Genomic DNA, 11,343 nt, shown 5'->3' with positions numbered 1-11,343 from the left:
GAGAACCCTTTTACCACTCTGAACTTTGTTCTCACTATAAACCATACAATCTAAACAAAGATGACCTAGTGGAATTTTTTCATGGAGAATATCTTTATTGATTACTTGACTAAACCTTTCAAAATATCCAAAGATTATTTATATCTTGGACATGTATTGTTTTTTTTTTTGCACTGGATTAAATCCAGGATTGATTCATATCCCCCTAGAACCAGGTCAAGAGATTGCCAGCATTCTTTCTATCGGTATTATGGCTCTTTTTGCTATTTTTTCAGGAACTTTAACCTCATGAACATCATTAAGAAGTGAATTGTATACTTTTTCTACGGTTATTTTTTTCATATATTTACATATTGCATCTTTTTTTACAGGGATAAATTCTTTAAATGGATTTTCTACCTGCATCCTATGAAGTATTCCTACTTCTGTGGCTATTAGGAATTGATCGTTTTTTGACGAGCTAGCCTCTTTCATCATCCCTTCTGTAGATAATATTTTACAATCTCTATTTATATCCCCTTTAGATACGTGGTATAGTGTTGAGGAAGTACAGCTACATTCAGGGTGGACTAAAAATTCTGCTTTTGAATATTTTTTTAACATCAGGTTGATATCTTTATCAGTAATACCAGCATGTACATGGCATTCACCTGGCCATATCTGGATATTATCCCTTTTGGTCACTTCTGCAACATAAGCTCCCAAAAACATGTCGGGCAAGAACAGGATTGGAGTATGTTTTGGAATACTCTGTACTACCTTTACTGCATTTGAGGAGGTGCAACAATAATCCGACAAAGCTTTTATCTCTGCAGATGTATTCACATAGCTTACAACCATAGCATCCGGGTTTTCACCTTTCCATTTTAAGAGTTCTTGTGGATTAATAGAAGAAGCAAGTGAACATCCAGCTTCTAAATCAGGTATCAAGACTTTCTTGTTTGGACTTATTATTGAAGCTGTTTCAGCCATGAAATGGACACCACAAAATACAATAATTGAAGCATCTGTTTCCCCAGCTAATCTAGATAATTTAAGAGAATCTCCAATAAAGTCAGATATATCTTGAACTTCAGAAATTTGGTAGTTATGAGCCAAAATTATTGCGTTCTTTTCTTTCTTTAGTCTTTGGATTTCTTCCGCGTATTCGAGTTTCAATACTGACATTACTTGCAAATCAAATTATGAGATTCTTCAATTTAAATAATAGTGATTTAGTATTTGATTGCCATGAATTTTTCTATGCGGGTAATTGTTGCCTATAATATTCTAATTTCAAAATGCATATAATAAATATGAGTTTCAATATTAATAGCTCATGCCGACTCACGGATCATTAACTAAAGCTGGAAAGGTTAGAGGTCAAACTCCCAAAATACAAGCACGTGAAAGAACTAGCCCTTCATCTAAAGTTAGGAATAAGAATAATTTTGTAAAAAGATTTGAAAAAAGGATTCAACCAGGACAGAAAAAACCAGAAAGAATGCACAGACGTTAAGCAGCGCTCTCTGCCTCTGCTAGTCTGTTTTTTGTTCTAATTTTTCCAATATTATTTGAGTTTTTTATTTAACCAAGATCGTTTTTCTCAATTGTTTTTTACCCAAATAAAATATTAATGGGTAAAAACAAAGCAAAAACATGTACAGCCATATTGCGGAAACATGGAAGACAATGTTGAAAACTAGATCTCCAGAAATAAAGAATAAAGCGTATGTATGGAGAAGAGAACCTACAATACACAAGATAGAACACCCAAGTCGTATAGATAGAGCTAGAGCACTGGGTTACAAGGCTAAACAAGGCATAATTGTGGTAAGAATTCGTGTTGGCAGAGGCGGAATGAGAAAACAACGTCCTGTTTCAGGCAGGAGACCAAAACACATTGGTGTAGTGCATATCAAACAAAGTATTAGCATGAAAAGAGTAGCCGAAAGACGTGTCAATGAAAAATACCTCAATTTAAGGGTCATGGGATCATATTTACTTTATCAAGACGGAATGTATTCTTGGTTTGAAGTAATACTGGTAGATACAAATCATCCGGCTATTATAAAAGATAAAGAAATGAGAAGTAGAATAAATTTTAACTAATTAGATTAGTAAAGACTTATCTTTTTTCTTTTTAACCATCTATTTCAATTATTTTGTTTATGATATCATTGGCTTCGTCTAGCGAAACGTCCTTGTCTACAGTTACATAATAGAGAACGCCGTCATTGGTTTTGGACGGAACCAATACCAAAGTAACAAATTCATTTTTTGTAATAGAGAAAACAGTTTTTCCAATCGATGACTCAAAGGAATTTCGAAGCTGTTGTCTCATAGATTCGATAAAGCGTTCATCTCTAGCCTTTTCGGGAGATAACAATGGCTTCACATTCTTTCGCAGCTTGCCTGATAATGTTCTGCCAAATCTGTTTATTATTCCAACATAGCGAATCTTTTCAGAAATATTCAAAAATGCGACACACCTGTCATGATAAACAGATTTACTTGGATGATTAGTATATTTATTTTCCATCGTTAATACAGTTGTAATTATATAGCTTTAAAAAGCATTATTATTTCTTGTTTTTTTTCTAATACTGAGAAAAAAATTAAGACTTTATTCGACATGAAGCATCATGAACAAGAGTTGTTCAATGGGTCCTGAGGCTAATCTGCCACAAAACTGTTAATCCCATAATCTTGTCTCGACCACTACTTGGAGTCAAGCAGATACTAGACTTTATTCTTAATATCTACTTTATTTGAGCTAATTGTATTTGTACTATGACATTCACATTCGCATCTTTCCATTTTCATGTCAAAGGAGCAATCTTCGGCAGGACCGCAAGTCTCATCCATGGGCCAATTACCAGGACATTCCTTATGCTTGTCTCTTTTACAAAAAAAGGTTAAGAACATGATATGTATGTAAACCTACAAATCTATATTAAATAATTGAGGTGCATAGATAGACCCTTCTCTGACTCTCTTTACTTTTGCCACAGACAAATAGTGTGGCCAGAGAGTTATCATAATTGCACCTTCAGGAACATTTTCAGGAGATTCAATTACTATTAAATCATTTAGATTAACTCCATGTTCATTTAATTTTTCTTTACTTTTATCTATCAATTCTGCAGGCATCCCGCTGCTATATAAATAGACTTTATCGGTATATTCTATTCTATTAGACACTGAATACCTAAAAATTTTGCAATAAAAAAACATTCCCGTGACATAACCTTAGGTATTCGGTCAACAAACTGTTCTATTTCTAATTACAGCTCATCAATTTTATACTTTGTAGTACAACCTATGCATTCGTAGATCTCGCTGCCAACTTGGCCAGAAACATTGAATCTTACTATGGTCTTACATTTTGGACATCGTCCTTCAGTAGACTTTGTTTTTCGTACTGGTCTTGCAGTTTTTCTCTTTCTACTACCCATTTATAATTAATAATAAAGTCAACCTTTTAATAAATTAAATTGATCTTTTGTAAAAGTATACAGACATTTGCTTAGATAATTTCAAATAAATTTTTTAGATTTAGGAATATCTTTGAACTAGAGATAGAGAGTAGACCAAGGGATCAATTGGTTAACGTAATATCAATTGGTTTATGGTAAAATTAATGATATAATCCGATAACCCTCTAGAATAAAAGAAAAAAGATTAAAACTATTACATCAAATAATGAAAAGAAAAAAATTGAAGGAAGAGGTTAGTCTTGACCTAGTGCATTATTTCCGCTGTTGACTTGTTCTTGGAAGCTCAATTGGTTACAAGATACGATCGCCTCTTCACCAGAAACACATTGTGCATTTTGTTTGTTATCTTGATCTTGATCAATGCCTTGATCTCCATCATTTCCTTTACCTTTCTTGTTATCTCCGCCATTTTGTTGTCCTGCTGCGTTATTTCCATCGTTGTCCTGGTCTTGAACGCTCAAATTATTACAAGATGCGGCAATACTACCACCTGCTACACACTGACTATTTTGTTTGCTTTCTTGATCTTGTCCGATGTCTTGATCTGAATCATTTCCTTTACCTTTTCCATTTTGTTGTCCTGCTGCGTTATTTCCATCGTTGTCCTGGTCTTGAACGCTCAAATTATTACAAGATGCTATCACATCTTCACCAGAGACACATTGTGCATTTTGTCGTGAAGATTGACCTTGATCGATGTCTTGATCTGAATCATTTCCTTTATTTTTCTTGTCTTTAGCCATAACGTCATTCACAGCTAAAGTGGGACTTAAAAATAGAGCAAAAGTCACCACTGCAACCACAGCTAAAATATGTGGTTTTTTATTGTTTAATGTAAACATCATAAGTTTAGGTAATGTGTATAATATGTATAGTTCTTAAAATAAATATACTACTATCTTATATCAAATTTTTACTAAATAAAAAACTGTTATATTTATTGTCAAAGCGAATCCTGAATCTATCGACTGATTCGATAATGGATAAGCAAACCGCTGATGTGTTATGATATGCGTGGATTCTTCCGCACACATTCTCCACTTTATTTTGATCATTTGAGTTTTGAGGTGCAAGTAAACAAGTAAACAAGTAAACAAGTAAACAAGTAAACAAGTAAACAAGTAAACAAGTAAACAAGTAAACAAGTAAACAAGTAAACAAGTAAACAAGGAAAAATATAGTCAAGACGGACAGGAAAGCATAAAATTTGAACAGTCTGTTTTATTTGTAATAGGAACCTTTATCCTTACATATATGTATGTGCGTAGGTGCATCATATTTATCTCTGATAATCAATATCCATCATCATAAATGGGAGATACCGGTACAAATATTACAGATTCAAAAAATGCTAAAACATATGTTGAAGTTACTATAGTAGGTAAAGACAAAGAAGGAATAGTTGCAGATATAACAAATTACATATTCAGAAACGGTGGAAACATTGAAAAGATAAACCAGAATGTAGTAAAAGGACTCTTTGGGATGCATCTTGAGGCGTCATTTCCACCAATTGATAAATCAAAAATGCAAAAGGAATTGGATGAGTTGGGCAGCAAACTCGCCATGGAAGTAAAAGTACACTTCCATGAAGAAAACAAAATCAAGAACGTGGCAATCCTAGTAAGCAGGGAAGACCATTGCTTGTTGAAAATTCTAAATTCTCGTGCCTCTGGAGAAATAAATTGCAATATCTCTTTGATAATCGGCTCCGATGAAAAGCTAAAATCAATTGCAGATTCCTTTTCGATACCATTTCATTTTGTAAACCATTTGGAACAAAGTGTTGCTGAAAGTGAAATTTTACAACTTGTTGAAAATTTCGATATTGACCTTATCGTCTTAGCAAGGTATATGAGGATATTAACACCCAATTTTGTATGGCGTTATCCAAACAGAATCATCAACATTCATCCATCTTTGTTGCCTGCTTTTCCTGGAGCTTTTGCTTATGTACAAGCTTATGAAAGAGGCGCCAAAATAATTGGATGTACCGCACACTTTGTGACAGAAGATCTTGATCAAGGTCCTATAATTATTCAAGAATCATTTAAGGTCTTAACAGAAGACACATTGGAATCTATCAAGATAAAAGGTCAAATTGCTGAAGCTCTTGCACTGCTTGAAGCAGTAAAGCTGTTTTTGGAGGATAAATTGGAGGTCTACTGGGGCAAAGTCAGCTATAAATAATCAAATATGTTTTATAGCTCAGCGCGACGATCCTAATTAAATTAATAATGGAAATCAAGAACATAAGTCAAAACAAATTTTCCAGCTTGATAAAAGATTTCAATTTTGAGTCGGCCATTTTGCCTCTTGGTTCCATAGAACAACACGGAGATCATTTACCATTTTCGACAGATACCCTTATTGTAGAACATATTTCGAATATTGTGTCAACTAAATCTGAAGCATTCTTGCTTCCTTCTCTTTTCTATGGCGTATCTTATGAGCATGAACCCCTCTTTAATATCTCAATAGACTATAACATATTAGTAGATCTTATTTCCTGTATTTGCCAGTCCCTATCAGTACACGGTATCAAACGCATGTATGTTATCAATGGGCATCACGGAAATATTGGCCTTTTGCAATATGTCGGGCAGAATTTATCATCAAAATATGCTATAAATTCAGACTTTTTCTACTTTATTAACTACTGGCAAATGCTTGAAACTGGATTTGATCATGCAGGAGAAGTAGAAACTTCGATCATGATGGCCATTCATCCAAATCTTGTTAATATGGATCTTGCGAAGGCGGGATTGGATGCAAAAGGTCAAGAGGTCGGATCATTATACAAATTAGGTACAAACATGTCGATTAACAATCCGGCAGGGTTTATGAAATTTACTAAAAATGGTATATGGGGAGATCCCTTTAAGGCCAATGCCACAGAAGGAAAGAAAATGCTTTCGCAGGTAATAGAAAAAATTTTGGCCTTGATAACTGACTACAACTATAGGTGATTATTTAATTTCGCGCAAAAAAGTAAAAAACTAAATTTAATATAGGACATCCATTTGATAGAAAATAGGTTAGATAAAGTTGTCAGTAGATATGGCAGTTAAAGTCCTCGATGAAAGCCTCGGTAGGGATGTTTTGATAAAATTGAAGGGTGGCAAGGTTATTAGAGGAAACTTACAAGGTTTTGATCAACATATGAATTTATTATTAGAAAGTTCTGTGGAAATATTAGAAGAAGGGAAGACAGATGAAATTGGAAATATCGTTGTGAGAGGAGATAATGTGGTTATAATTTCTCCTCCTCAGTTCAAATAACTACAAATAGTTTTGAGGTAAAAGGAATTGACAAAAGGAACAACATCTATGGGTAAATTTACCCGCAAGAAGACACACATTAGATGTAGAAGATGTGGACATAATTCATTTCACAAGCGTGGCAAAACATGTTCAAAATGTGGATACCCTGATCCAAAGCTCAGAAAATATAAATGGATAAAAAGACGGGTAAAATAGCCTTTTAATTTTTACTTATTTAGCATTATTTTATTTTTATAAACCAATATGTCATTATAGTAGCATATAAGCATGATAGAGATACTCATAGTTGCCAGTTCAGCCATGTTAGGTGTAATTTGTGCCCTTTTTATTTTCCAAATTATTAGAATACGAAGAGAGAGTAGGTTAAAAATTCTCGGCAATGTCAAGTATGAGTTAAGCAGTCTTTACGTTGAAAAATCAGTTGCTCTAGAGGCTTTAAACAAGATAAATCAGCATTTTGATGAAAGAAAAATAGATGAATTTGAAAGGGACAGGCTATCACATAAATATATCAATCTTGTAGAAGAGTACGATAAACGTGCCTTTCAGCTTAACCCTATACTAGAGGTCCAAGAAATATGCGAGTACAGAGATCAATTAAATTCAATATTATCAGACTACGTTAGGAAAATAGATACAAAGCTATCAAGTTTGGGGATAGATAATAGTGAATCAAATTCTACGGATAAGGATAAGGATAAGGATAAGGATAAAAAACATTTAGATACATACGTTAAACAAACTGTCTGGACACTAGATAAGATTAGAAAAATAAAACCAAGGCACAAACAAAACAAGGAAATATTTTCACAGATTGAAAGTGGTAGTGATGGTAGTGATGGTAGTGATGGTAGTGATGGTAGTGATGGTAGTGATGGTAGTGACAACAAACCAGAATTAGATTCTAGCATAAGAGAAGGATTGAAAAAAACAGGAGGATCATTTAATGATACGAACACAGTATATTCTCAAATGAGTGAGAAAGATTCAGGAACATCATCTATTCCACAAGATTTGAAGCAATCCATGAATAGAAACATTGACTTAAATGAGATTGACAAAATACAAAACGACATTCTTAAAACATTAAAAAGATTGGGGGATTCATAAATAAAACCACAACATGATTATTTGAATTACAATTACAATAAGGTCATGATTACAGCAGTTGTGAGTGCTGTGCCTGCTTCAATCGATTTAAATATACTTTCATTATCTCCATTATAAAGAATTATGTCTTCACCCAGTTCCGGTTCTAAAAATAATGGATCCTTAGATAAAAGCTTTGAAAACATAGCCCAACACATCATTGAAAATCATATATCCATTAAACCGCTTATTATCGGATTAGGTAGTGGACGAGCCATAGCTAAAATTGTGAATCTGTTACCACTTTCCATCATAGAAAATTGTAAATTTATTTGCACCTCGTTACAAATAAAAATTGAAGCCGAGAGGAAAAAGTTAAACATAGTGGATGAATCATTAATCCCCTTTTTAGATATTGTAATAGACGGAGCAGATCAAATTGATAGCAAGTTCTTTATGATAAAGGGCGGCGGCGGAGCCTTATTCCGTGAAAAGATCTTGTACTACTCGTCTAAAAAAACAATAATTGTTGGGGACGTCTCAAAATTTGTGTCGCTTTTTTCAAGATCTGTACCACTAGAAATTCTCCCGTTTGGGAGAACTGCAACGATACCTTTTTTGGATAAATTAAATGGCGTCCCAATACTTAGAACTTTGGATAGGGGTTATCCCTATATAACAGAAAATGGAAATCTTATTCTAGACGTCATGTTTAGCGATTATTCTAATGTTCTTCAATTAGATACAGAACTAAAGAAAATACCAGGTATTATTGAGACCGGATTCTTTATACGACCTGCAAGTGTTTGTTATTGTGCGCTTGAGAATAACCAATATAAAGTCTATGAAAATCCGCCAAATCTTACCGAATAACTTGGCTATCCGTAATTCTTTTCACTCATCAGGTGATGATAATGAGTAACGATTATGATCGTCCTATTAATAGTAATAGCTGTGACTTAATAATAAAGAATGCAAATGTTGTTATACCTAAAGTAGGTGTTCTTAGAACAAATATACTCATAGAAAATGGAAAAATCAAAGAGCTAACGAATTCATCAGCTAGTGTAAATTATTCAAAATCAATAAATGCAAATGATAAATATGTGTTACCAGGACTAATCGATCCTCACGTCCATTATGGAGTATTTTCACCTATTGAAATGGCTGCAGCAACCGAATCCAAATCTGCTGCTGTTGGTGGGGTTACCACCATTATGCGGATGCTTAGAGTATACGAATCCTACAAGGAAGAAATATCCAAGCATCTAGAAGCTAGTGCAAGGAATCATTTCATAGATTATGGCATACATGCATCAATTCTAAATTCTGATCAAGTCAAGGATATTACTTATTTGTATCAAAGTGGAATACATTCATTCAAAATCTACATGAATCTAGGTTCGACAGATAATAGAATATTGATGGATATGTCCCCGTATAGAAATTTGCGTCTACCGAAAAATGTGTTCGTTTCAGACGAACTCTGCAACAGTGTCGTCGGCAAATCTTCAACATTTAAGAACTCGGTTGTCCTCGTGCACGCAGAAGATCATAATACGTGTGCGAATCTCATTGAGGAAAAGAAGTTTGAAAAGTCAAAAACAAAAAACGATGCTTCAGACAAGAGTCCAGAAAATGTAAAGGGTAAACAAACAAACCTTAACAAAGATAACCCGCTAGACTTGTGGTCTAAATGTAGACCTCCCGAGAGCGAAGTAATCGCGATAAAAAAGATAATGAATATGGCCAGACAATTTGGATCTAATATTTACTTTGTTCATATAGGATCAAATGGTGCGTTGGATGCTATACTATATGAACGACAGATTGGAGGCTGTAATGCCTATATTGAAACTTGTCCACATTATTTGACTCACTCGGTTGATTTTGGTGATCTAAGGGGCAAGGTTGTACCACCCTTACGTTCCAAGAATGATGTAGCTAGTTTATGGAATGCAATAAAAAACGGAGTAATCGATACCATAGGAACCGATCATGTTGCAAATACCATGAGTTTAAAGTCTGGGGAAAATAATGATATTTGGACCGCCCTAGCAGGGTTTCCTGGAGTAGCCACCATGTTACCCGTCTTGCTACATTATGGAGTAAATCTAAGACAGCTGCCAATACAGCGCATGGTTGAATTAACCAGTTTCAATACCTCAAAGATATTTGGAATGTTTCCTAAAAAAGGTACTATACAAAAAGGTTCAGATGCAGATCTCGTCATTATAGATCTAGATTTGGTACAAAAAGTAACCCCCGACCTCTTGCAATCTTCCTCAGACTACACAATATATGACGGAATTAAATTGCAAGGCTGGCCCATCACAACTATATCGAGGGGAAAAATAATTATGGAAAACGGCACAGTATTTCCTGAAAATTTGGGACATGGCGAATTCATAGGAATAAACAATCACATAACAAAAGATTAAGACACATTAAGACACAGAATCGTCTAATAAAATAAAACAGATATTTTTGAAATCATGGGAAAGGGATTACACTAGAATAATCCTTCTCATCATCGGATTCATCGGCCATATTTGAATTAAATGGTAAAGCCATAGGCACATCGCCTTTGCTGCTGCTACTGCTGGTGGTAGTAGTAGTAGTGCTGCTACTGCTGCTGCTCTTGTCATTATTGTTGTCATCGTTATTGTTATTGTTATTATTGTTGTTATTGCTGCTCTTGTCATTATTGTTGTCATCGTTATTGTTATTGTTATTATTGTTGTCATTGTTATTGCTGCTCTTGTCATTATTGTTGTCATCGTTGTCATTTGGATCGGATTTTAAACCAGGTACTTGATTAGATTGAGCGGGATTATTACCTAGATCAATACCAGTAGTTGCATGACCCACTCCAGATTGACTAACAGAAAAAACTAGAGTAGCTATTGTCACAAGTATAATAGCATAAAAATTCAATCCACGATTCATATGTCTAATTGAATTATTAGATTTACATATTAATGGATTTTGATAAATATTTCTATATTATTAATTTAGAAATTTATTGGGTACCTTAAACTATCTATTTCTTATGGAATATTATTAACATAGGTGACATTAATCCTATTTAAATCTGATGACCCCAGATCCTTAATCATCTGATATGGAGGAATAAGCAACGGTATTATGTTTCTATCAACATTCTCTTGGGCATAGGACAAGATGTCTCTATTTTCAAAATTTAATAACATTCCCCCTATAATAAAAGTGGATAAAATTATTAAATGAATTTTTTTCATAAGAATATTATATTATATTTTACTATACAATATTTAAATTTTGACTATCGCTTTGAAATAGTAATCAAACCTGAACAGCCATCCGCAGAACCACTCTTGTATTGATTCAAGAAATGAAAAGATAAACACACTAACTTAACCCCTAAACAACGGGTAGAAAACACCAATTTGGATTATGGTAAGATCCATACAAATTTTATATATGTATATATCAATCCAATAATCCATTC

General features: G+C 33.9%; 16 protein-coding genes. 9 read left to right on the top strand and 7 right to left on the bottom strand.

Features of this window, described 5'->3' with window-relative positions:
- Window positions 1-216: 216 nt before the first annotated feature.
- Window positions 217-1,167 carry a quinolinate synthase NadA gene (gene nadA / locus NMY3_RS06455; RefSeq protein ID WP_196818094.1) on the bottom strand — a complete coding sequence of 317 codons (951 nt, stop codon included), beginning with the start codon at window positions 1,165-1,167 and terminating at the stop codon, window positions 217-219.
- Window positions 1,168-1,318: 151 nt separating this feature from the next.
- Here nadA and NMY3_RS06450 point away from each other — a divergent pair, with 151 nt between their 5' ends.
- Together NMY3_RS06450 and NMY3_RS06445 are read left to right on the top strand one after the other, a co-directional pair.
- Window positions 1,319-1,498, top strand: coding sequence for a 30S ribosomal protein S30e (locus NMY3_RS06450; RefSeq protein WP_148687371.1), 180 nt, complete (start codon window positions 1,319-1,321; stop codon window positions 1,496-1,498).
- A gap of 140 nt (window positions 1,499-1,638) precedes the next feature.
- Window positions 1,639-2,091: a 50S ribosomal protein L15e gene (locus tag NMY3_RS06445; RefSeq protein WP_196818093.1), complete on the top strand. Its 453-nt coding sequence runs from the start codon at window positions 1,639-1,641 to the stop codon at window positions 2,089-2,091.
- A 31-nt stretch (window positions 2,092-2,122) separates the two neighbouring features.
- Here NMY3_RS06445 and NMY3_RS06440 read toward each other — a convergent pair whose 3' ends face one another.
- From NMY3_RS06440 to NMY3_RS06425, 4 genes are all read right to left on the bottom strand, one after another.
- Window positions 2,123-2,521, bottom strand: coding sequence for a hypothetical protein (locus tag NMY3_RS06440; protein ID WP_196818092.1), 399 nt, complete (start codon window positions 2,519-2,521; stop codon window positions 2,123-2,125).
- A 401-nt stretch (window positions 2,522-2,922) separates the two neighbouring features.
- Window positions 2,923-3,183 (bottom strand): hypothetical protein, encoded by a 261-nt coding sequence (locus tag NMY3_RS06435; protein WP_196818091.1) that lies wholly within the window; start codon window positions 3,181-3,183, stop codon window positions 2,923-2,925.
- A gap of 83 nt (window positions 3,184-3,266) precedes the next feature.
- Window positions 3,267-3,437: a hypothetical protein gene (locus NMY3_RS06430; protein WP_196818090.1), complete on the bottom strand. Its 171-nt coding sequence runs from the start codon at window positions 3,435-3,437 to the stop codon at window positions 3,267-3,269.
- A 275-nt stretch (window positions 3,438-3,712) separates the two neighbouring features.
- Complete coding sequence (locus tag NMY3_RS06425; protein WP_196818089.1) at window positions 3,713-4,324, bottom strand: hypothetical protein; 612 nt, start codon at window positions 4,322-4,324, stop codon at window positions 3,713-3,715.
- A gap of 466 nt (window positions 4,325-4,790) precedes the next feature.
- Between NMY3_RS06425 and NMY3_RS06420 the strand changes: the two genes are divergently transcribed.
- The 7 genes from NMY3_RS06420 (at window position 4,791) to NMY3_RS06390 (ending at window position 10,294) form a co-directional block, all read left to right on the top strand.
- Window positions 4,791-5,669, top strand: a complete 879-nt coding sequence (locus NMY3_RS06420; RefSeq protein ID WP_196818088.1) for a formyltetrahydrofolate deformylase — start codon at window positions 4,791-4,793, stop codon at window positions 5,667-5,669.
- Between the two features lie 47 nt (window positions 5,670-5,716).
- Window positions 5,717-6,448 carry a creatininase family protein gene (locus tag NMY3_RS06415; RefSeq protein ID WP_196818087.1) on the top strand — a complete coding sequence of 244 codons (732 nt, stop codon included), beginning with the start codon at window positions 5,717-5,719 and terminating at the stop codon, window positions 6,446-6,448.
- Between the two features lie 79 nt (window positions 6,449-6,527).
- Window positions 6,528-6,761 carry an LSm family protein gene (locus tag NMY3_RS06410; RefSeq protein WP_149861860.1) on the top strand — a complete coding sequence of 78 codons (234 nt, stop codon included), beginning with the start codon at window positions 6,528-6,530 and terminating at the stop codon, window positions 6,759-6,761.
- A gap of 27 nt (window positions 6,762-6,788) precedes the next feature.
- Complete coding sequence (locus NMY3_RS06405) at window positions 6,789-6,959, top strand: 50S ribosomal protein L37e (protein WP_196818086.1); 171 nt, start codon at window positions 6,789-6,791, stop codon at window positions 6,957-6,959.
- Between the two features lie 72 nt (window positions 6,960-7,031).
- A complete protein-coding gene (locus tag NMY3_RS06400) occupies window positions 7,032-7,874 on the top strand; it encodes a hypothetical protein (protein ID WP_196818085.1) in 843 nt (280 codons plus the stop codon).
- Between the two features lie 123 nt (window positions 7,875-7,997).
- Entirely contained in the window at window positions 7,998-8,726 is a 729-nt protein-coding gene (rpiA, locus tag NMY3_RS06395) for a ribose 5-phosphate isomerase A (RefSeq protein WP_196818084.1), read from the top strand.
- Window positions 8,727-8,767: 41 nt separating this feature from the next.
- Entirely contained in the window at window positions 8,768-10,294 is a 1,527-nt protein-coding gene (locus tag NMY3_RS06390) for a dihydroorotase (RefSeq protein WP_196818083.1), read from the top strand.
- Between the two features lie 52 nt (window positions 10,295-10,346).
- Here NMY3_RS06390 and NMY3_RS06385 read toward each other — a convergent pair whose 3' ends face one another.
- Window positions 10,347-10,802 (bottom strand): hypothetical protein, encoded by a 456-nt coding sequence (locus NMY3_RS06385; RefSeq protein WP_231100365.1) that lies wholly within the window; start codon window positions 10,800-10,802, stop codon window positions 10,347-10,349.
- 101 nt (window positions 10,803-10,903) lie between these two features.
- Window positions 10,904-11,065, bottom strand: a complete 162-nt coding sequence (locus NMY3_RS06380) for a hypothetical protein (RefSeq protein WP_196818081.1) — start codon at window positions 11,063-11,065, stop codon at window positions 10,904-10,906.
- Window positions 11,066-11,343 lie beyond the last annotated feature (278 nt).

This window comes from Candidatus Nitrosocosmicus oleophilus, assembly GCF_000802205.1.
Classification (GTDB): domain Archaea; phylum Thermoproteota; class Nitrososphaeria; order Nitrososphaerales; family Nitrososphaeraceae; genus Nitrosocosmicus; species Nitrosocosmicus oleophilus.
This window is presented reverse-complemented; position numbering and strand designations above follow the sequence as displayed.

Bases quoted from the DNA above. Each gene is read 5' to 3' on its own strand.
- nadA (WP_196818094.1), bottom strand. From the start codon at position 1,167: ATGTCAGTATTGAAACTCGAATACGCGGAAGAAATCCAAAGACTAAAG.
- NMY3_RS06450 (WP_148687371.1), top strand. From the start codon at position 1,319: ATGCCGACTCACGGATCATTAACTAAAGCTGGAAAGGTTAGAGGTCAA.
- NMY3_RS06445 (WP_196818093.1), top strand. From the start codon at position 1,639: ATGTACAGCCATATTGCGGAAACATGGAAGACAATGTTGAAAACTAGA.
- NMY3_RS06440 (WP_196818092.1), bottom strand. From the start codon at position 2,521: ATGGAAAATAAATATACTAATCATCCAAGTAAATCTGTTTATCATGAC.
- NMY3_RS06430 (WP_196818090.1), bottom strand. From the start codon at position 3,437: ATGGGTAGTAGAAAGAGAAAAACTGCAAGACCAGTACGAAAAACAAAG.
- NMY3_RS06425 (WP_196818089.1), bottom strand. From the start codon at position 4,324: ATGATGTTTACATTAAACAATAAAAAACCACATATTTTAGCTGTGGTT.
- NMY3_RS06420 (WP_196818088.1), top strand. From the start codon at position 4,791: ATGGGAGATACCGGTACAAATATTACAGATTCAAAAAATGCTAAAACA.
- NMY3_RS06415 (WP_196818087.1), top strand. From the start codon at position 5,717: ATGGAAATCAAGAACATAAGTCAAAACAAATTTTCCAGCTTGATAAAA.
- NMY3_RS06400 (WP_196818085.1), top strand. From the start codon at position 7,032: ATGATAGAGATACTCATAGTTGCCAGTTCAGCCATGTTAGGTGTAATT.
- rpiA (WP_196818084.1), top strand. From the start codon at position 7,998: ATGTCTTCACCCAGTTCCGGTTCTAAAAATAATGGATCCTTAGATAAA.
- NMY3_RS06390 (WP_196818083.1), top strand. From the start codon at position 8,768: ATGAGTAACGATTATGATCGTCCTATTAATAGTAATAGCTGTGACTTA.
- NMY3_RS06385 (WP_231100365.1), bottom strand. From the start codon at position 10,802: ATGAATCGTGGATTGAATTTTTATGCTATTATACTTGTGACAATAGCT.
- NMY3_RS06380 (WP_196818081.1), bottom strand. From the start codon at position 11,065: ATGTTATTAAATTTTGAAAATAGAGACATCTTGTCCTATGCCCAAGAG.